At 41.2% G+C, this 20,810-nt stretch carries 22 protein-coding genes and 1 pseudogene; 4 read left to right on the forward strand and 19 right to left on the reverse strand.

What is annotated here, in order from left to right:
- Positions 1-79: 79 nt before the first annotated feature.
- Entirely contained in the window at positions 80-1,312 is a 1,233-nt protein-coding gene (locus LKD41_RS02530; RefSeq protein ID WP_227700298.1) for a CapA family protein, read from the reverse strand.
- Positions 1,313-1,522: 210 nt separating this feature from the next.
- Between LKD41_RS02530 and LKD41_RS02535 the strand changes: the two genes are divergently transcribed.
- Positions 1,523-2,089 carry an ECF transporter S component gene (locus tag LKD41_RS02535; protein WP_022244388.1) on the forward strand — a complete coding sequence of 189 codons (567 nt, stop codon included), beginning with the start codon at positions 1,523-1,525 and terminating at the stop codon, positions 2,087-2,089.
- 86 nt (positions 2,090-2,175) lie between these two features.
- Here LKD41_RS02535 and LKD41_RS02540 read toward each other — a convergent pair whose 3' ends face one another.
- The 5 genes and pseudogenes from LKD41_RS02540 to LKD41_RS02560 form a co-directional block, all read right to left on the reverse strand.
- Positions 2,176-2,958 (reverse strand): DUF4097 family beta strand repeat-containing protein, encoded by a 783-nt coding sequence (locus LKD41_RS02540; RefSeq protein ID WP_227700299.1) that lies wholly within the window; start codon positions 2,956-2,958, stop codon positions 2,176-2,178.
- Positions 2,955-3,248, reverse strand: coding sequence for a hypothetical protein (locus tag LKD41_RS15735; protein WP_227700435.1), 294 nt, complete (start codon positions 3,246-3,248; stop codon positions 2,955-2,957). The genes LKD41_RS02540 and LKD41_RS15735 overlap by 4 nt, the downstream gene beginning before the upstream one ends.
- A 94-nt stretch (positions 3,249-3,342) precedes the next feature.
- Positions 3,343-3,504, reverse strand: a pseudogene (locus LKD41_RS15890) (hypothetical protein); the annotation flags it as partial.
- Positions 3,447-3,770, reverse strand: coding sequence for a PadR family transcriptional regulator (locus tag LKD41_RS02555; RefSeq protein WP_022244385.1), 324 nt, complete (start codon positions 3,768-3,770; stop codon positions 3,447-3,449). The gene LKD41_RS02555 and the pseudogene LKD41_RS15890, both read right to left, overlap by 58 nt.
- Before the next feature lie 228 nt (positions 3,771-3,998).
- The gene (locus LKD41_RS02560; RefSeq protein WP_227700300.1) at positions 3,999-4,640 is read right to left on the reverse strand and encodes an HAD family hydrolase; all 642 of its coding nucleotides are present in this window, start codon (positions 4,638-4,640) and stop codon (positions 3,999-4,001) included.
- Positions 4,641-4,768: 128 nt separating this feature from the next.
- On the opposite strand from LKD41_RS02560, the gene LKD41_RS02565 reads away from it, so the two are divergent.
- Positions 4,769-5,008: a hypothetical protein gene (locus tag LKD41_RS02565; RefSeq protein ID WP_022244383.1), complete on the forward strand. Its 240-nt coding sequence runs from the start codon at positions 4,769-4,771 to the stop codon at positions 5,006-5,008.
- Between the two features lies 1 nt (position 5,009).
- Complete coding sequence (locus LKD41_RS02570; RefSeq protein ID WP_022244382.1) at positions 5,010-6,260, forward strand: HlyC/CorC family transporter; 1,251 nt, start codon at positions 5,010-5,012, stop codon at positions 6,258-6,260.
- Between the two features lie 32 nt (positions 6,261-6,292).
- Here LKD41_RS02570 and LKD41_RS02575 read toward each other — a convergent pair whose 3' ends face one another.
- The 9 genes from LKD41_RS02575 to LKD41_RS02615 all read right to left on the reverse strand — a co-directional run bounded on the left by LKD41_RS02575 (position 6,293) and on the right by LKD41_RS02615 (position 14,047).
- Positions 6,293-7,072, reverse strand: coding sequence for a hypothetical protein (locus tag LKD41_RS02575; protein WP_227700301.1), 780 nt, complete (start codon positions 7,070-7,072; stop codon positions 6,293-6,295).
- Between the two features lie 77 nt (positions 7,073-7,149).
- On the reverse strand, positions 7,150-9,801 hold the full coding sequence (locus LKD41_RS02580; protein WP_227700302.1) for an InlB B-repeat-containing protein: 2,652 nt from the start codon (positions 9,799-9,801) through the stop codon (positions 7,150-7,152).
- Between the two features lie 10 nt (positions 9,802-9,811).
- Positions 9,812-10,447 (reverse strand): hypothetical protein, encoded by a 636-nt coding sequence (locus LKD41_RS02585; RefSeq protein ID WP_227700303.1) that lies wholly within the window; start codon positions 10,445-10,447, stop codon positions 9,812-9,814.
- Positions 10,444-10,887: a hypothetical protein gene (locus tag LKD41_RS02590; RefSeq protein ID WP_227700304.1), complete on the reverse strand. Its 444-nt coding sequence runs from the start codon at positions 10,885-10,887 to the stop codon at positions 10,444-10,446. Before LKD41_RS02590 ends, LKD41_RS02585 begins: the two co-directional genes overlap by 4 nt.
- Before the next feature lie 5 nt (positions 10,888-10,892).
- Positions 10,893-11,036 carry a hypothetical protein gene (locus LKD41_RS02595; RefSeq protein WP_156454680.1) on the reverse strand — a complete coding sequence of 48 codons (144 nt, stop codon included), beginning with the start codon at positions 11,034-11,036 and terminating at the stop codon, positions 10,893-10,895.
- 116 nt (positions 11,037-11,152) lie between these two features.
- The gene (locus LKD41_RS02600) at positions 11,153-11,527 is read right to left on the reverse strand and encodes a hypothetical protein (protein WP_022244376.1); all 375 of its coding nucleotides are present in this window, start codon (positions 11,525-11,527) and stop codon (positions 11,153-11,155) included.
- 8 nt (positions 11,528-11,535) lie between these two features.
- Positions 11,536-12,798: a hypothetical protein gene (locus LKD41_RS02605; protein WP_227700305.1), complete on the reverse strand. Its 1,263-nt coding sequence runs from the start codon at positions 12,796-12,798 to the stop codon at positions 11,536-11,538.
- Complete coding sequence (locus tag LKD41_RS02610; RefSeq protein ID WP_317246668.1) at positions 12,785-13,867, reverse strand: ATPase, T2SS/T4P/T4SS family; 1,083 nt, start codon at positions 13,865-13,867, stop codon at positions 12,785-12,787. The genes LKD41_RS02605 and LKD41_RS02610 overlap by 14 nt, the downstream gene beginning before the upstream one ends.
- A 12-nt stretch (positions 13,868-13,879) precedes the next feature.
- Entirely contained in the window at positions 13,880-14,047 is a 168-nt protein-coding gene (locus tag LKD41_RS02615) for a hypothetical protein (RefSeq protein ID WP_022244373.1), read from the reverse strand.
- A gap of 233 nt (positions 14,048-14,280) precedes the next feature.
- Between LKD41_RS02615 and LKD41_RS02620 the strand changes: the two genes are divergently transcribed.
- Positions 14,281-15,153, forward strand: a complete 873-nt coding sequence (locus LKD41_RS02620) for a DegV family protein (protein ID WP_022244372.1) — start codon at positions 14,281-14,283, stop codon at positions 15,151-15,153.
- Positions 15,154-15,398: 245 nt separating this feature from the next.
- On the opposite strand, the gene aspS is transcribed toward LKD41_RS02620, so the two are convergent.
- From aspS to LKD41_RS02640, 4 genes are all read right to left on the reverse strand, one after another.
- Positions 15,399-17,222: an aspartate--tRNA ligase gene (gene aspS / locus LKD41_RS02625; protein ID WP_022244371.1), complete on the reverse strand. Its 1,824-nt coding sequence runs from the start codon at positions 17,220-17,222 to the stop codon at positions 15,399-15,401.
- A gap of 64 nt (positions 17,223-17,286) precedes the next feature.
- The gene (gene hisS / locus LKD41_RS02630; RefSeq protein WP_118057149.1) at positions 17,287-18,543 is read right to left on the reverse strand and encodes a histidine--tRNA ligase; all 1,257 of its coding nucleotides are present in this window, start codon (positions 18,541-18,543) and stop codon (positions 17,287-17,289) included.
- Positions 18,544-18,651: 108 nt separating this feature from the next.
- A complete protein-coding gene (hemZ, locus tag LKD41_RS02635; RefSeq protein ID WP_227700306.1) occupies positions 18,652-20,145 on the reverse strand; it encodes a coproporphyrinogen dehydrogenase HemZ in 1,494 nt (497 codons plus the stop codon).
- 9 nt (positions 20,146-20,154) lie between these two features.
- Positions 20,155-20,787 carry an MBL fold metallo-hydrolase gene (locus tag LKD41_RS02640; protein WP_227700307.1) on the reverse strand — a complete coding sequence of 211 codons (633 nt, stop codon included), beginning with the start codon at positions 20,785-20,787 and terminating at the stop codon, positions 20,155-20,157.
- Between the last annotated feature and the right edge of the window lie 23 nt (positions 20,788-20,810).

Below are 20,810 nucleotides of genomic sequence, written 5' to 3' on the forward strand. Positions count from 1 at the left end.
CTACTCTATCGCAATCCGGTATTTTTATGCACTTCTTTTCAGCTTATTGGACCAATACTGTTTCATACTCTGCTGTCTCTTATTGTGGTGTTACGGTTCCGTCATCCTGCACCGTTACGCCAAAGGAAATGCTGTTGATATAGTCATTCAACTGCTGCTGTTCTAATTCATTCATCTGTCTGGTATTTCCATTTTCTGCCTTTGCTCCCACCAGCTTATAAGAAATTGCACCATCCTTATCCACTACCATTTCCACTGCCATGGTGCGCTCAATGCTGCTGCCAAAAACAAAATTGCCAAGGCTGTAAAACACCGGCTTTCCATCGATATATTCAATGCCCTGCAGACAATGGGAATGTGCACCAAACACTACATCTGCACCGGCTTCAATATATTTCTGTGCCAGTGTTCTCTGATATGCCTCAGGTTTTTCCTGATGTTCCAAGCCCCAGTGGACATAAACCACCAGCACATCACACTGACTGCGTGCTTCGGCAATGGCATTGACAAACCGCGTTTCATCATAAGTAGAAAGGACTCCCGGTACTGCGCTTTCTACATTCCAGCCGGCAACCGGAAGTACACGGGATGCTGCAAGAAATCCATACTTTTTCCCATTTACTTCTATTACCTGCACTTCCTGCGCCCGCTCTACGCTGTCCCCTGCTCCGGCATATAAAATGCCCTGTCCATCTAATGTTGTAAAAGTATCACTCAATGCTTCCCTTCCATAATCGAGGATATGATTATTTGCCAGAGTGACCACGTCCACGCCCATTTCCTTTAATGCGGCTGCATAGGATGGGTCTGTGCGGAAGGTATACTGCTTGTCCTCCATCTGGGTGCCCCGGTTACTAAACGGAAATTCTTCATTTACCATGGTAATATCTGCATTTACAAGCAGCTCTTTCATGCCATTATCTATGACAGCGTCTATGCCTCCGGCATCATAGTTTGTTTTAAAAGAATTGGCAAAAAGTACGTCTCCGGTAAACATCAGTGTTGTATCTTCTGTTACATCTGTTGTTTCCGTGTTTTTCCCAATCTTCTTATCTGCATCTTCAGAAGCTGCATCCTTTCCGGCTTCCGCATCATTTTTACCGTCAGTTTTATCACTGGTCTTTAAATCGGATTCTCCATTTTTATCCTTGCTGTCTTCTGCAGCTTCTGTCCCTGCTGTTGCGGCAGTCTGCCGGCTGTCCTTCTGGCGGATGCTTCCACCATGATGGGCTGCATATATCATTGCTGCACCCAGCAGAATCACACACACTATAGAAACTATATATAATGCAATCCGAACTTCTTTCTTCATTATTTTATCTCCTTTTTTGTAGTCATGTTTCCGTGACTATTTTACCAATGAATGAGCATTTCGGCAATCGTAAAAATTTGTATACTCCTTTTGCCTTCAAACTGGCATGGTCATTTTTGTTATATCTGGCTATTTTAATCAAACCACATTTTACATATGATAGGGAAAACGATTTGCAGATCACATACCAAAGAAAGGATTTACTTTATTATGAAAAATACAAAGAAAATGGTTACTGCGGCCTTGCTTGCTGCATTTACCTGCATTGCAACTATGATTATTAAGATTCCTACACCAACTTTTGGATATATTCATTTAGGAGACGGACTGGTACTCCTATGTGGTATTATCTTAGGACCTGGAATTGGTGCACTTGCCGCTGGTATCGGCTCCATGTTTGCTGATATTTTCTCCGGCTATATGACCTGGGCTCCTGCCACTTTAATCATCAAGGCTCTGACCGCATGCATCGCCGGACTTCTGTTCCACAAACTGCGTCTTAACATTTCTTCCAAAGCTAACCGCAGTGTCCGCGTTGTTATCGGCGGTATCGTAGGTGAGGCTCTTATGGTACTTGGCTACTTCCTGTTTGAAGCAGGTCTTGCTGCATTTGCCAGCGGTTCTTTCTCCTCCGCTGCTCTTGCTACCGGAATTGCTTCTTCTGCTGCAGGTATTCCATTCAATATCGTCCAGGGTGTTGTCGGCATTATTCTCTGCCTGATTCTGCTCCCGGTTTTAAGTAAAATCAATGATGTAAATGAGTGGGTTTCCAAGTAAATAATTTTATAAAAAATGATAGCAGGCAATGTCTTTTCACATTATCTGCTATCATTTTTATGCTGGCATCCCACAAAGCGTGTTTCTCATCGTTTTTCAAAAATTACATCAACATTTCCCACGTCACAGTTTATATCCATATCATAATCTGCACCATTGTCGATTTCGTCATCTCTGCCAAGTCCGGCAACAGAAATATCTCCTGCTTTTATAGAACCAACACCACAGCTTAAACTGTAATTGTAATCCTGCTGCTCACCGGTTAATTTCAATTCCATGTTTCCCACATTACAGTTAGCGTCCAAATCACCTTTTACTTCACCGGCAAAATCAAGATTTCCGGCATCCACATCCAAGCTTGCATATGCTGTCGTCAACAGTCCTTCTTTTATATCAATATCTCCTGCTCCGACTTCAACTGAAAGTTCCTCTAACTCAAGCTGTTCCGGCACTTCAATAACCACCTGTAAACGATGCACTCCATCGCCCCAATATGCTGCATGGAAGTTTTCGCTGATTATTAAAGTTCCATCTTCCAATGCAGTCTCTACCTCAGCATTTTTAGAAGTTGTTATTACCTTAATCTCTTTGCCTTTTCCTTTGACTACTTTCAACATTCCTGCATCCATATCGATATCAAGTGATTTCACATCTTCCGGTGCAAATACAGTCTCTTCTGTACTGTCTGTTCCTTTATCCTGTCCTTCCCAGTCAGTTATATCCCAATGAAATGCAAATTTATTATTTTGCACTGCTTCTACAAATTCCCGCATGGTTCCACCGGTTGCAATTCCAATTCCTAATACCACGCAGCCTAAAAGAAAACAGCCTAATGCGATACCAAAAATAATTTTTAATGCTTTTTTCATGCGCAAGCGCCCCCTTTCTTCTTAAACAGTGACTGCCATAATTTTGCAATTCCTTTTGCAAACCATGGAAGAAACTTTCCACATACCAGAACCAGAAGTCCGCCCGCACATAATCCAATTGCAAGCATCAGAAGTCCGGCTGCCATAGAAATAAAACTTAAGGAAATTACGCCTGTTACCAAAATTGTAATTGCTACACCTACTACCGCTATTCCGCCGATCACACAGCCGACTGCAATTCCAAATAGTCCTCCGATGATTCTGCTGATTACCGGAAGATGCTGTCTCACTATTATTGCATCCTGGGAAATCCGCCCGGATGGTTGCTGCCACTTTTTCCGGAGATTCTAATTCCCGGATTATCTTCTCTTCATTTTCTTCTCCTGCATCCTCAAAGTAGCTGGTATAGTATGCAATTGCTTCCCGTTTTTCCTCTTCCGGAATTCCTTCTAATAACTGCTCCAGCCTTCTCATAAACTCCTGTCTGTTCATATCTTCTCCTCTCCGGAAAATAATTCTGTTATTTTCGAAGAATAATTTTCCCATTCCTTCCGATAATATGTTAATCTTTCATTTCCATTCCCAGTTATCTTATAATACCTTCGATTTCTGCCTCCACATTCTCTGTCATATACTTCCAGACAACCGTCCTTCTGCAATCTTCGCAACACCGGATATAGCGTTGATTCTGACACTTCAATGGCTTTCCGCACATCCTGCGTAATCTTATAACCATAAGTACCTTCCTCATCCTTTGATACTACAGCTAAAACAATTGCATCCAGAAGTGCCGCGCCTGTATTAAATACCATGCAATCACTCCCTCCAGATTTTCATAAATATAATATTATTTTTAATGCATTACTATTTCATATTCAATACTATATATCATATAATATTATTTGTCAACCTATAAAACCTGTCACTGGCAGCATTTTACGAATGCCGGGCAACTAAAAAAGAGCCTTGCTTCGTTCTTTTCAAACAACCAAGACTCTTTTTCTCTTATTTCTACATTCGTTTCCTGTTTTCTATTTTAATTATTTTCCGGCAAATACTTTTTCTACCACTTCCGGAAGCTGTGACAAATTTTCAATTTCCGGTACTTCATCATCAATTGTGCCAAATCCATATGCTGCATGGATAAAAGCGACTCCTGCCTTTTTGCTGGATTCGTAATCGCTCTGGATATCTCCCACATACACTGCATCGGTAAGTGCATTCCGGGATACTACCAGAGTAATATTATCTTCCTTCTGTTTTTCATTATTTCCATAGCATTCTATATCAGAAATATATTTTCCTAAGTTATAATAAGAAAGAAAAGCCTCGATATATCCGCTCTGACAATTGCTTACGATATAAAGTTCATATTTTTCCTTCAGCTTTGCAAAGGTTTCTTCCACACCCGGATATAACACTGCACCATGCCCGGACAGATATTCATTTTCATATTCGCCACATTTATCTAAAAGTTCCATCCGCTCTTTTTCCGGCATATCCGGGAAAAATTTTGCTGCAATAACATCCATTGTTTTTCCCATGATTCCACGAAAATCCTCTACAGTCAGAGGTGTACGATTCACTTTTTCCTGTTTTAATATTTCATTCCAGGATTCTGCCACACCGACTGTAGAATCCCACAGTGTTCCATCCATATCAAAAATTATTCCCTGCTTCATTTTTCTTTCCTTCTTCTATTTTTTTGTTTTCTATTAGTTTTCTATTAGTTTTTGAATTTTTTGTTCAATTTTATTCCTACATGGTGTATAATACCATTATTATAAAAAAAATTGCAAGGAGATTTCTTATGAGTCAGGAAAAAGTTGACCGCTATAAAGAACAAAAGAAAAATCGTAAAAAAATAATGAAACAGGAGAAATGCAAGCGTTATCTGGGTTATACCGCTACCGTTGTTGTCATTGCACTTATCATAGGCTGGGCAGGCTTCTCCATTTATAAAAATCATGAAGCAAATAAACCGGTATCCTATACAGAGGTAGATTTAAGTGCTCTTACGGATTACTATTCCAATCTGCAGGTGGACTAATTTGAGTGGAACAGATATCATCCAATTAGTAAGTCTTGTCATACTGATTCTTTTATCAGCATTCTTTTCTTCTGCTGAAACCGCTCTTGTAACCGTTAACCGGATTAAGATGCGGACCTTGGCAGATGAAGGAAATGTAAGGGCAAAGCGCGTGCTTGCTATCACGGATCATTCATCTAAGATGTTAAGCGCTATTTTAATCGGGAATAATATTGTAAACTTATCCGCCTCTGCTATTTCTACAGCACTTGCCATCCGCATTTTCGGAAGTGTTGCTGCCGGAATATCAACTGGAATTTTAACTGTTTTGATTCTGATTTTCGGTGAAATCACTCCAAAAACAATTGCTACCATACATTCCGAAAAACTGGCATTGGCGTACTCCGGAGTTGTCAGCTTTCTTATGAAGGTTCTTACTCCTGTCATCTTTATTATTAATATGCTTTCCCATGGCTTCTTAAAGCTCCTGCATATTAATCCTGATGCCAAGAAGCAGACCATGACAGAAGCCGAGCTTCGTACTATCGTAAATGTCAGTCACGAATCCGGTGTTATTGAGAATGAAGAACGCAATATGATTAATAATGTGTTCGATTTAACTGATTCTGAAGCAAAAGAAATTATGGTTCCCCGCATAGATATGACTTTCGTAGATGTCAATGCCAGCTACGAAAAATTATTAGAGATTTTCCGGGAAGCCAAATATACAAGATTACCGGTATATGAAGATACCACGGACAATGTCATTGGTATTTTAAATGTAAAGGATTTATTGCTCTATGATGACCGGACGAATTTTTCCATCCGCTCTATTATGCGGGAACCGTTCTTTACATATGAGCATAAGAACACTGCTGAATTATTAAAAGAAATGCAGGCTTCTTCCCTCAACATTGCTATCGTATTAGATGAATATGGTGCAACTGCCGGTCTTGTTACTTTAGAGGATTTATTAGAGGAAATTGTAGGCGAAATTCATGATGAATATGATGCCAATGAAGAAGCTGATATTACTGCTTTAAATGAAAAAGAATACCTGGTCAACGGTTCCATGAATCTTTATGATATGTGTGAAAAACTGGGGATTCATTTAGAGTCGGAAGATTATGATTCCATTGGCGGCTATATCTTAGAACATTTAGACCATCTTCCTGACGAAGGAGAATCCATTACCACAGAAAATGGAATTCTGCTCCGGGTTGAGAAAATGGATAAGAACAGAATTGAAAAGGTATATCTGAAAACTCCTTAGGGAGTTTTCGATATACCTTTCTTTTTCTATCATCAGTCATCTGCATACGGAATATGATAACTGAATTTACTTAATCTTACATGATATGCACCATCATAATTTCCCACAAAAGTTGTACTTACCAGTCTGGTATAATGTAATTTATACAGCTCATTGTCCACTCTTACTGCATCTGCAATATCATAATCCATCGGCCAGTAATATCCCATAGTTCCATCATCAAAACTCATCACTGTCCAAAGCGGATACGGGCATGGATTTGCTGGTTTTGTTTCCTCTGCCGGCTGTTCTGTCGGTGTCGTTGCCGGAGTTTCTGACGGTGTATCTGATGGTGCTGCCGGAGTTTCCGACGGTGTATCTGATGGTGCTGCCGGAGTCTCCGATGGTGTATCTGATGGTGCTGCTGGAATTCCACCGACAGGGTCCTGTCCCACGGATGTCGTTGCGTTTTTCTGAGCTGAAGGGGTCTGCCCTCCTGCAGTTGATGCCGGCTCTGTTGGTTCCTTTCCCGGTGTCACTTCCTGTGTTCCCTTTTTATCGGTTTTCTCATTCTTTCCCTCGGATTCATCCGGCACTTCCTGCTTTGCCAACAGAACCTCTTCTTTCTTCTGCTGAAATACCTCCTGCAATGCTTCCGTCTTACATACCACAAATCCTGTTGCAGTATGCTCCTCTGCTTCGTGGAATTTTCCTATGGATGTTTTGTTCAAAACATGATTACTGCTCTTCTGTACGAAAAATGTACCACCAACTACAGCTGCCACTGTAAGCAGACAGCCTGATAAAATCAATATTTTTTTCTTTGGATTCAATTTTTCATAACTCCTTTCACTTTTCTCCAACTATACCATAAGTTATTTTTATTGTGCAACCAATTTCTTCTTTCTTTCTAAATTTCGGCATTTTCACCGATACAATGGATAAATTTATTCCGAAAACGCTCTATTTCCGTCATTTTCCCGGTATTATGCTGCAATTCATATTCTTTCATCTCATTCATCTGTTGATGTGATAAATTCCAGACTTCTAAAGCCGTATTCCTTTGCAATGCCTCTTCTAACTGTCTGTAATTTTCTTCTCTCCTCCAAATAGAATCCTGTGTTATGGTATCAAGATATTTTTCACTGATAAATCGAAACGTTTTTTCTTTGTCCTCCACCTGTTGCGAGGTAGTATCCACCAGATAAACGGTAACCTGTTTTCTGCTGACATTGCCAACTGCATCTTTTGCATAATAAGTAATCGTGGTGGTTCCTTCATGCGCAAAGTTCTTCCACTCTTCTTCCGTATAATCTTCCACGCAAAAAACAGTATTCTTCTCTTCATCTCCTCCGCTCTTTAAGATACCTTCCGGATTATCTTCTGAGCTGCTTTCTCTGTCCTTTGCACATGCCTGCTGCAAAAGTATTTCCTCTGTAATCCTGCCGCTTCTTGCATCCGTCAAACTATAATACTGATCTTTTGCCTCAATAACAGGACTCTCATCCCACTGTGCATATAATCTCTGTTCCCCTGCATGGCAAAAAACATCTTCTTCCCCGATAAGTTCTTTTTCCTGCCATACTACATCCGGCTTTTTATCTTCCTCTTTGTCCTGTTCTGCATCCGGCTCTGTGCTCCATCCTAAGAAAAGGAAGTTCTCCCGCACGGCGTCTGGCATTTCTCCATAGGGTGTCCCATAATATCGGCTCTCCTGCTTTGTCTCTTCTCCATCGATAAGACCTCCATTTCCAACAAAAATGATTGGAAAACAATAGCAAAAATCCGTATCTGCTGTTGCATAGCCATCCAGACTGTCATATGCATAAATTGAAATCAGATGCCTTCCATATTCATTCTTATGTTTTATAGCAGAGGTATAATAACGGTAATTGTAGTTTTGTCCCTCTATAAAATAGTCCCCTTTTTCTCCTAATTCTGCCACCTGCCATTCTGCCGTCAAATCATCCTGTCCCTGATGTTCACTCCACACAGCAAAAGCAGTCTTTTGGATTCCATCTCCGCCATCCCGCACAAAGACATATGTATAGAATCCATCCGTTCCATTCTGAATCGATATCGTCCGCTCTATAACCGGTGGCTTTGATTTCTTCCAGATGGCATAAAAGGTCTGATTCTCCGTTACCACTACCTTATCTCCTGAATTATATACCGGCTCTTTCGCATCTTTCCTGTCTGCCCAGCCGGCAAACGCATACCCACTGCGCTTTGCGGATGGAAGTATTACTTCTGCATCCTTCCATTGTGCCTTTAATAGAACCTCTCCCTTATGCTTTGAAGATAAATTTAATACCTGTGCCTTATCTTCGTATACAGAAAGTTCTGATAACGCTTCCGGCACACCGATTGTGCCTATTCCCTCTCTATGCTCATTATATCCATGATTTATCCAATGTAATAAATATGACTCACGCCGACTGCCAAATGCCTGTTTTAAATCTTCCCCTCCATATTTCATATAATCCGTCAATCGAAAATATGGACTGGATATTCTTCGTTCCCTGCCCTGTATCACATACTGATAGAAATGTTTTACTAGTGCTGCCTTATTAAACCCGAAACTTTCCAGTAAATCCTGATTTGCTTTTGCATAACAGGGGGCATCAAATGCATACCACGGAAATTCTATTCCGTTATAATAAAAACTGTTATGATCTTCCCACCCGGCAAAGGTGCTTTCCGCGGTAAGTTTCTCTGCCTCAGATGTTCCACCATTTCCATCCAAGGTTACTGTATACTCTTTCTTATACTGATTCTGCTGTAATTGAATCTGTTTTCCATACAGCACATCCGGTTGAGAAGCAACAGTTCCGCTGGTAGCCCCATTTCCATCATAATGAATGGTATAACGATTTTCGAGATAATTTACTTCGATATTATCATTATGCCATGCGCCATCATCTCCCCAGGGTGTCATTCCACATCCATTGGTGTCCACCACAAAACTACAGGTTTCCTCTTCCATACTCTCAAAGTATGTCTGATAGCAGTTGCTGGTAGACACTCCTTCAAAATGATGCCCCAGCTCCGGCAGACGAAACGTAACCGGAAGATGATATTCCCTTGCTCCTATTTCAGAAGTTGCATTATCATGTCTGGTATAATATTCCCTATCTTCTAATGTAATGCCAAGCTCGTCTCCCCCAATCAGATACATTTTATAATAGATTCGATAATTAATCCCATTGGAATGACGTTCCCCTATATTACAGTCAATCCGGTAACGAGCCGTTCTTCCACCTGCATTGTCACGAACTATCAATATGAAATACCCGGAAGTTTCCGGATACCAGGTCTGCGCACTTCCGTAAACAGATGAAGTCAATTCATCCGGCATTTCTTCCAACTGCTTGGTTTCTTCTGTTTCTAATACTTCTGTTTCTAATACTTCTGCTTCTAATACTTCTGTTTTTTCAGATTCTGCCACCTCAGTTTCTTCTACCGTTTCCGCACTTATCGTCTGAATACTGCACGGACTCATAAAAAGAATCATGCATCCGCAAAGGAAACGGCATACTCCCTTTCGCACCTTCTTTTTCATGCTTACCCCCCTATTCAAATACTGCATAATATGTCTGATTTTCTTCTACACACTGTGTAAAATCCGCGAGATAATCCTTGCTGTCCCGCCACTCTAAAAACTTCTTTTTCAAATCATCACAAACCGGTTCTGCCGGAGAGGTACAGTAATCCCCCTTTTGTATTTCCAGCTTCTTATAATAAGATTTTCCCTGTTCCATTTCTTCCCTGGAGCGATAAAAGATTACCGTCTGCATTGCCACTTCTTTTTCCCCTTTCTCCGTTTCTTCTCCATCCCCATCGTCATCTGTAAGAATTGTACGGCAGCACTTTATACTGCCCATTTTCCCGCCCGGATACGAAAAATACTCTTCCACTTCCACAGAAAGTAATCCTTTTTCTGCATCTGCTGCAATCATCCGAACGGTTAATTCTGAATCGGAATTCATCTGCGGAACCAGATTTCGAATCAGTAATGTCCTCATATCTTCGGAAGTATAATTTCTGTCTGCATCCGCCTGTACCATCTGCAATGTTGTTTCCATTGCTTCGGTAAGACTCTGTTCTAATTCTTCTTTTCGCACATTCTTATGCTGCATGGTCAGCAGCATCACTACAAAAAGTACGACAATGCCGCCGGACAATACCCCAAATACCATATGTTTCATATACCGCCTCCATTTACCGGAATCCGGAAACAGGAAACCGTCTGCTTTTCATATGCATCTTCTGCCCGCACCTCTATTTCATAGATTCCTGCCTTTTCATAAATATCTTCTACTGTTTTTCCTGCCTGATTTCTGATATCAGTTATCTCAATCTTAAGTTCCTTTCCATCTGCATCCACTGCGTGAAACAGTTCTGATAACGCTATCTTATCTGCAATCGTTAAGATGCGATTATCTTCATAGATAATCACCGGAACCTGACGGCTATGAATATCTTTTAACATTTTTCCGTCCATATTATTTCCAACATCTGCACCGGCTGCCGGACGTTCCATCCCACTTCCAATTATGCGAAATCCCCATAAGCATAATATCAGTAACATTGCCGCCACTAATACAGTAATTACTGTCTGTCCATATTCTTTCCATAATGTTTTCATTTGTTTTACCCCAATGCCCCCTGTGCCCTGCTTATCATTTCATAAAGATAACCTCCCTGTGAAAACAGTCCAAATAAAATTCCTGTCATAACAATGACTGCCAGAACCGCTATCACAAGTCCACCATATTCTTCCATAAAAAAATGCATTTTTATCCCCTTACCGGACATAACCAAGCAAATACCACAACACTCCGATACAACCACTTCCAAGTACTGCATAGATGATTGCCTGTCCATAATCCTCCATAATTTTTCTCATAAATCTACCTTCCAAATCCCCGGATACTATGCTCCGTTTTACTGTGAAATGGTCCCATCCGGTATGCGTAATGCAATATCACCTCCGCCATGGTTACCTCCTTTTCCACGGGCGGCACATTTCCATTTTCACATACAGTTACAGCTCCGGAATCCTCATATAAATTAACCTGCAGCTGATAGCCCAATTCATCAGCCTGCTTTATACAGGCATTTATTACTTCCCGGTTATAATTGCTGTTTTCCAGTTCCACTACCACATCCGATTTAAAATTTCTTGCCTGACAAATCTGCGCTTCTGCTGCAACAATACCTATTCCAACTGTTGACAGCAGCATCATCAGAAATATTCCAAGATATGTTTTTATTACCTGCTCCATCTAATCCCCTATCTATGTACGCTTGCTAAAAATACCACCAGAAATGCCGTCATATCAATCATCATTTTTCCTGCTCCAGTCAATGCCGGGGCTAAAAACAATGCATATAATCCAGCCAGTGAATCCTGATTTTGTTCTCTTTCTGCCTTATCTAAAAGTTCCTGATTCCGTTTTAAAATCTGACTTAACTGCTTTTCACTGTTTCCATATCCGCCGTTGGATAATGCATACAACATCCGCATAGCAGAATGCACATCCGGTAAATCATAATCTTTTAAAAAATTAAGATATGGTTCCAGACTCTCCGGATTCTGTGAAAGTTCTTCCAGCATATCATCCACTGCCGGTCTTAGAACCTCCGGTGTCTGCGGCCGGATACGATAGAATGCCACCTGCACATTTTCAGTCTGAAGCAATAAAGAAATGTCCATTAACCACTGCGGAAATTCCTTTTCCATTTTCTTTCTCAGATACTTCCGGTAGAAATTACTGCGCACGCCTTTATGGAACTGCACATAACGATATTTCTTTTCAACCCCTTCTCCATAAGATTCCCTTTCCTTCAACCAGTTGCGGCAGGTACGCTTCATTGCCCGGAAGCAAATCAGCATATCCAAGGACAAAAAAAGAATTGATGCAATCTGGCAAACCAAAAGTTGCGATAATTCAATATCTTTTGGCAGCAAATAATTCGTTATTGCGCATACCAGAATGGATAAACCCACCGCTAAGAATACATTTCTTCGATATTTCTTACAGTCCCGCTGATGCAGTCTGACCCGTTCCATCCACTTCTGCAAATCCTCTAAAAGCAATTCCACCGTTGTCTCGTATGCTCCGCCATACTGTTCTACCATCAGAAAATACGCATGCATCTCTTTCATTCTGCGATTCTCATACTGCTGCTCAATCGCATCTAACTCTTCTTTCATATTGCTGTCATATTCTTTTCGTAAATGAAAGATTGCAGTTTCTATCTGTTTCCGCATGGCCCCCGGTTCAAACAATACACAAACTGTCTCCAGTGCAGATAAGATTTTCGGATTCTGCAAAAATGCATACAGCATCTGCTCCATATACAATTCTGCTTCCTGCAGACGGGTCTGTTGCTTCTTTTCTTCCTTCAACACTTTATCCATACGCCACATAACAAGAACAAATACAATACTGCAGCAGATATATCCCTGCCACTTAAGCTGTAATAAAAATGCTGCCAGCAGCAATAATCCATAACAGCCTCCATAGGCAACGAAACGCTCATTCTTTTTCATATTCTTCTCCTTCCAGACGATGTTGTATCATCGGATTATCAAATGGCTCGGAAATTCCATGCCGCTTCATACGCGCAATCAACCCTTTTGGAAGTTCTCTCACCATAAGATTGCCATCCACCACCTGCATATGTATTTCATTTCTTCCTTCTTCTCTTACAAAGAAACAGACCTGGTCTATATAACGATACAATTTTCCTTCTGCACTCATTTTCTTCCGCAGCAGAATTCCAACATCAACATAGCTGTATACATCATTTTCCATGCGGTCTGCATCCATACGGCTCTCCATCATATTTAAAATACGATCCGGAATTTTACGCACATCATCCGTATGAAGAGTGGTAAATCCACGGATTCCGGTAGACCAGCATTCCAGCAAAGACTTTACTTCCGTAGAACGTGCCTCCGATAACATAATCCAGGATGGATTCTGTCTGAGACATGTCTTAATGGCTTTGGTATAATCAAAATCCGGATTAATTCGCAGTTCCACACAATCTTTTCCGGGATTAATCTGACTGTAATGCCATTCCGGATTATCCTCTATTGTAATGACACGCTCTCCTGCCGGAATAAACTGCGAGAAAAATTTTGCACATTCTGTCTTTCCCGCCCCCGGTTCTCCACAAAAGACAAAATTCATTTTTGCAGCCACACAATTGGTCAGCAATTCTAATACCGGAACAGCTACATACTCATCCTCCACCATCTTTTTTACCTGCATACGCAGCATTGGCATTGATTTACGGATGCAGATGCTCCTGCCGGATATGGCAACAGATTCATGCACAATACTGATACGCAGCGTGTCGGTCTCCGCCTCCAACAAATTATTTTTCTTGTTAAAAGGCTTGCTCACTTCATTGGCAATCCGATGGGAAAACTGCTCTACAAACTTCTCTGTAATTCCATGGCTTCGAATCAGATAGCGTTCATTTTCTACATCTGTAATCCACAACTGGTTTCCGTTATAGTCAATATCTGTAATCTTATCATTCCGGACATAACGCCAAAGGGGACCAAAATAATCCGGCTCCATCCGGATACCCAGTTCCTGTCTGTCCAAGTCATCCCCCTCCTATGGTGTTCCGATGTTATTTCCAAAGTTATCAATTAAGTTCTTAAATGCATCATAAACGGGACCACTGGTTCCATTTCCCATAATTGCTGTCACAAGTGCTGCTAATGCTGCAATCGCAACTACTGTTATAATTACCCCACCATACTGTTCAAAAATTTCTTTCAAATAAGAAAACCCCTTTCCATACTGAATTTCGTTTTACTGTTTGGAATATTTGGGAGGAAACTCCCGGATAAAAAAAGATAAATAAGATGGTTCTAATCATACCTGCTTTTTCTTTTTTTGTAAAGATATTTTTTCATTTTTATAAAAATTTTACATTTTCATTTTTCATTATGCTATAATAAAAAAGGCATGATTTTATGCCACAATTTTATATAAGAAATACAGGAGGACACATGAATAAATTTATTATTACCACCGACACTACCGCAGATTTGCCGGCAGATTATGTAGCAGAACATAATCTTGGCATGCTGTCACTCACTTATACTATAGACGGCAAAACCTATGACTGGGAACATCCAATGGATGTCAAAGAATTCTATGCAAAGATGCGCGCCGGCTCTCTGCCTACCACCTCTCAGGTCAACCCGGAAACTGCCCGCGAAATCTTTACAAAAATTGCCACGGAAAATGACTGTGATATTCTTCACATTGCCTTTTCCAGCGGACTCAGTGGCAGCTACTCCAGTACAAAAATTGCTGCAAGTGAAATGGAAGAAGATAATTTCCCACATAAAGTCGTTGTCGTAGACTCTCTCTGTGCTTCCATGGGAGAGGGACTTCTGGTTCACAAAGCTGTCCAGATGAAAGAAAATGGTGCCACTTTAGAAGAAACCGTAAAATGGCTGGAGGAAAATAAACTACATCTGGTACATAACTTTACGGTAGATGATTTGTTCCACCTTCACAGAGGCGGACGTGTTTCTAAAACCGCTGCGGTTCTTGGTACCATGATTAACTTAAAGCCGGTACTTCATGTAGATGATGAAGGTCATCTTATTATGGTTTCCAAGGTTCGTGGACGTAAAAAATCCCTGATTACCCTGGTTGACAATATGGAAAAGCAGATGGGCTCCTACCGTGACCAGAATGATATCGTATTTATCAGCCATGGTGATGCTTTAGAAGATGCACAGTTTGTTGCAAATCTTGTAAAAGAACGTTTTGGCATCGACAGCTTCTTAATCAATTATGTCGGTTCAACTATCGGTGCACATTCCGGTCCTGGAACGATTGCATTGTTCTATATGGGTGAATATCGATAAAACACCGACAGATACAAACCGGTCAAAGTCAGCTTCTTACGGATGTCTGGCAAAATGTCTGACAACTACGAGAAACACGCTTTGCGAGTTTCTCGAGTTATCGCGGTGCTCGCCAAATCTGCATGCAAGCATGCGATTTTTCTCGCTACTCGCGTAAATCAAAAAAGAGTTATTGTACCACGGTTTAAAATTCTGTGATATAATAACTCTTTTATTTATGTGAGAAACATGCTTTATCTGTTTCCTTATTTTTCTGCAGCTTCTTCTGCTTCTTTTTCTTCTACTTCTTTCTCATCCACTTTGATGCACAGTTCCTCTAACTGCTTCTCATCTACGATATCCGGGGCATTTGACATAAGGTCGGATGCATCCTTTACTTTCGGGAATGCGATGACATCACGGATGGAATCTGCATGTACCATATGCATAACCAGACGGTCAAGACCATAAGCCAGTCCTGCGTGTGGTGGTACACCATAGGAGAATGCATCCAGAAGGAATCCAAACTGCTCATGTGCTCTCTCTTTTGTAAAGCCAAGAACCTCAAACATTTTCTCCTGAATATCACTCTGGTGGATACGGACAGAACCACCGCCTAACTCGGTACCATTTAATACGATGTCATATGCTTTGGCACGTACTGCACCTGGATCTGTATCAATCTTATCCCAGTCCTCTTCCATTGGCATGGTAAACGGATGATGCATTGCCATATAACGATTCTCTTCGTCTGACCACTCCAACAATGGGAACTCTGTAATCCAGAGGAAATTATACTGGTTCGGGTCTAAGAGGTCTAATTCTTTGGCAATTTCAAGACGAAGTGCACCTAATACATTCCATACAATTTTATTCTTGTCTGCTGCAAATAAAAGCAGGTCTCCCGGCTTTCCGTCCATTGCTGCTACCAGATTCTTCAATTCCTCTTCTGTCATGAATTTTGCAAAGGATGATTTATAGCTGCCATCTTCCTGTACAGAAAGATAAGCAAGTCCTTTTGCTCCATAGCCTTTTGCAAACTCTACCAGCTTGTCAATCTTCTTTCTTGGCATTGCGCCCTGTCCTTCTGCATTGATACCACGGACAGAACCACCCTGCTCTAACGCACTGGTAAATACACCAAAACCGCAATCTTTTACAATATCAGATACATCCTTTAATTCCATTCCAAAACGGGTATCCGGCTTATCAGAACCAAAACGATCCATTGCTTCCTGCCAAGGCATTCTCTTAAGTGGAAGTTCTACATCTACACCGATGGCTTCTTTGAAAATGTATTTTAACAGACGCTCATTGACATCTAATACATCATCAATATCTACAAAAGAAAGCTCCATATCTGCCTGGGTAAATTCCGGCTGACGGTCTGCACGTAAATCCTCATCACGGAAACATTTTGCAATCTGGAAATAACGGTCATATCCGGATGCCATCAGAAGCTGTTTGAAAAGCTGTGGTGACTGCGGCAATGCATAAAAGCTGCCCGGATGTATACGGCTTGGCACCAGATAATCTCTTGCACCTTCCGGTGTAGATTTACAAAGAATCGGAGTTTCAATCTCTAAGAAACCTTCTTTTGCCATAAAATCACGCATCAGATATGCTACTTTACTACGCAGCATCAGGTTACGCTGGATATCCGGTCTACGTAAATCAAGATAACGATATTTTAAACGAATCTCATCTTTGGTCTGGCTGTTCTCTTCAATCTGAAATGGCGGTGTCTGTGATTCTGAGAGAATACGGATACTCTCAGCAATTACCTCAATATCACCGGTCTTTAAATTCTCATTAACTGCTGCAGAACGCTTCTGCACGGTTCCTTCGACTGCAATAACAAACTCGCTACGCAGTGTTCCCGCTTTGGCAAAGCCTTCGCTTCCTACCTTTGGCTCGTCGAATACAAGCTGCAGAATTCCGGAACGGTCTCTTAAATCTATAAATATAAGACTTCCTAAATTTCTTCTTTTCTGTACCCAGCCCATGACGGTAACTTTTTCTCCAATATTGGCATTGGATACTTCTGTACATCTATGGGTTCTGTGTAATCCCTGCATGGATTCTGACATTTTCTTATCCTCCTAAAAATCTTATCAAAATCATTCCATTTTCTGCTTCTTGCAGAAAAACAGACTATTTGTTAAAAAACTCCACAAATTCTTCATAACCCTCTGCCGTAAGCTTCTCCTTCTGGAACTTCTTGTTCTTATTCATACGAACCACTAATACCTGGGTTCCTTCGGAACGTTCCTTCTGAGCCTGTGCAATTACCTCCTGCAGCTTATCAGCCGGATATCCCTTTTCGATGAGATATGCCTTCTTCGCTGCCTGTCCTGGAATCTTAAATCCGCTCTCTAAGAGCAGAAGAATGATTCTTTCAAAACCGATGGAAAATCCACATGCAGGTACATCGTTGCCGGTAAATCTTCCAACCATCTTATCATAACGGCCACCGCCGCCACAGCTTCCGCCGAACTCCGGCATAGCTATTTCAAAAATAGTTCCTGTATAATAACCCATGCCACGCACTAAAGTTGGGTCAAATACCATTTTAAAGTCTGCTGCTTTGGTTGCTTCTACGCTGTCGATAATCTCTGTCAGGTTCTGCTTTACTTCTTCCTCTAAGAATCCTGCTTCAATTAATGTATCACATAAGGTAACCAGTCCGTTTTCGGTACCTTCTGCTTTTTCAAATAAGGATAAGTACTTATCGACCGCTTCTTCTGCAAAACCTTCCTTTTTCAGTTCTTCTGCGACTCCGTCCAGCCCAATCTTGTCCATCTTGTCTAAGATGATAAATACAAGGTCGTAGCTTTCTTCCGGAAATCCGCTGTAAGCTGCCATTGCTTTTAAAATACGGCGTTCATTGATTCGGATTTCAAAATTCTTAAATCCAATCTTGCCGAGGGTTGTAGTTGTTGCAAGAATCAGCTCAATCTCTGCCAGATTGGACGGCTCTCCTAAAATGTCAATATCGCACTGCATGAACTGACGATAACGCCCTCTCTGAGGACGGTCAGCACGCCACACATTTCCCATCTGTAATGCCTTAAACGGGGATGGGAGCTGGTTACTGTTATTGGAATAGAATCGTACCAGCGGAACGGTAAGGTCGTAACGCATACCAAAATCCACTACATCTTCTTCTTTTTCTGCTGTCTCTAAGTTCAGCTTTTCACCACGTTTTAATACTTTGAAAATGAGTTTTTCATTTTCTCCACCCTGTTTGCTGGTGAGGTTTGCAATATTCTCCATACAAGGAGTTTCAATTGGTGTAAATCCAAAACTCCGGTAGGTCTCTTTGATTACATTCTGCACATAATCACGAATCTGCATCTCCTCCGGTAAAATATCCTTCATGCCTGTAACCGGCTTCTTACTCAATGCCATGAAATTTCCTCCATTTTCCGAGATAAGCATTTTATCTATTTTTCTTATTATATATTTGTATTCATACAGAACTATTATATTTTTCGTGTTCTGATATGTCAACCGCTTTTATTCCTTTGTAAAGAGCCGGCTCTTCCGTTCAATCATCTCATCAATCCTTGTGATATACTGTGCCACATCCTTGACATTCTCGGCACGTTCAATCCGGTGTGTGCCATCGGGATTTGGCTGTACCCAGACACGCTTCGTGGATGCACCAGCACCACAGGCTACAATACTCTGTTTCTCTTCCATAATAAGAACATTGTATACACCGGCTTTTCCCGGTGCTGCATAGCCTACGTTTTCAAAATTGCCTGCCATATTCTTCTGGCGGTATAAATAATATGGGAAAAGGCCCATTTCTTCTGCCACTTTCGAAGTCAGTGCGATATGGTCTGCGGTATTGACAATTTCAAAATCCTGATAACGCTCTCTTTGTATATTCAGCCTTGCTGCACGCTTGATGGCAAGTGAGTGAACCGTCAGATTATCCGGTGCTAACTTCCGGATTACTTCCATGGTATCTGCTACATCCGAAAGACTTTCTCCCGGAAGTCCTACGATTAAATCCATATTGATATTATCAAAGCCTAATTCTCTTGCCAGATAAAAGCTGTCAATGGTCTGCTGTACGGTATGATGTCGTCCAATCAAATCCAGAGTTTCCTGTTTCATGGTCTGTGGATTAATGGAAATTCTGCTGATATCATGATTGCGAAGCACCATAAGCTTCTCTTTTGTAATACTGTCCGGTCTTCCGGCTTCCACTGTAAATTCCACTAAATCTGATAAATCAAAACTACATTTAATCTTTCGAATCAATCTGTCTAACTGTTTCGGATTTAATGTGGTCGGTGTTCCACCACCGATATAAATGCTGTTTAATTTCTTATGTGCAAATTTGACCGCTGTATAATCCAGTTCCTTTTCCAGTGCACTTAAGTAGTCATCCATGCGGTTTTTCCAGGCTGACATGGAATAAGAAGTAAAGGAACAGTAAAGGCAGGTCGTCGGGCAGAATGGAATTCCAATATAAAGGCTGTAGCCTTCTTCGTAGTCTAATTTGTGTAAAAGTTCCAACTCCCGCTCTGCAATTTCAATACTGAGCTTTATCTTCTCATCGGAGGTAAAATACGTTTCCTTCATATAGCGGGCAATTTCTTCCTCGCTCTTACCCTCTTCTAAAAGCGCCATCGGAATCTTCGTCGGACGGATACCGGTAAGATTTCCCCACGGAAGCTCCACTCCGGTATATTCTGACAATAACCGATACAGTGTCCGCTTTAAACTGTTCTTGGTCTCCTTGCGGTTTGTATAATCTACTGCTACACATTTTGTAATTCCGGTCTGATTCGCATTGTCTTCCGAAGCCTCCACCCGTTTCCAGGAAAAAATGATTTCTTCCGGTGCAAACTGTACATCCATGTGATAATGTACCGGCTCTTCTTTTTTCTCCTTATCCTTCGTGGAAACATATACCTCTTCCTTCGGATAAAATGCCTTTACCAGCGAATGGATATCATATTCAAATTCTGCTTTATCTAATAATACTGTTATCATGGTTCGTCCTTATAAATACGGATTATGCATCCGCTCATAGCCTATTAAAGTGCTTTCGTCATGTCCGGTATACACGGTCACATCATCCGGCAGCGGCATCAGTTTTTCTCTGATTGCCCGGATTAAATCCGATGCACTTCCTCTTGGGAAATCGGTTCTTCCCACAGATTCCTGAAACAGCGTATCTCCGCTGAAAAGAATCTTCTCATCTGCAATATAATAGCAGCATCCGCCAATGGTATGCCCCGGTGTAAGAAATACACGGATGGAAAATCCTGCAAGATTTAATACTTCTTCGTCTTTTACGAAAATATCTGCATGATAGACCTTATGCTCTCCTATCATCCCGCAAAGGTTAAGTCCCGGGTCTTCCAAGGTCTCCCTCTCTGCCTCATGGGCATAAATGGAAATCTGGTATTTATCTGCAAGCGCTTCTGCTGCTCCTGCATGGTCAAAATGTCCATGGGTCAGAAGGATTGCCACCGGTTTTGCTCCGGTCTTCTCAATCTGCTTTTCAATCAACTGTGCCTGGTCTCCCGGGTCTACCACAAGAAGTTCTCCTGTCTTATGATTTACCAGAAGATAGCAGTTGGTGCAGACCGGTCCCACAATATATCGTAATACTTCTGTCTGTTCTGTCATAATTTTCCTCTTCTATAATAATA

This window comes from Roseburia sp. CLA-AA-H209, from assembly GCF_020687575.1.
In the GTDB taxonomy this organism is placed as follows: Bacteria; Bacillota; Clostridia; order Lachnospirales; family Lachnospiraceae; genus Roseburia_C; species Roseburia_C amylophila.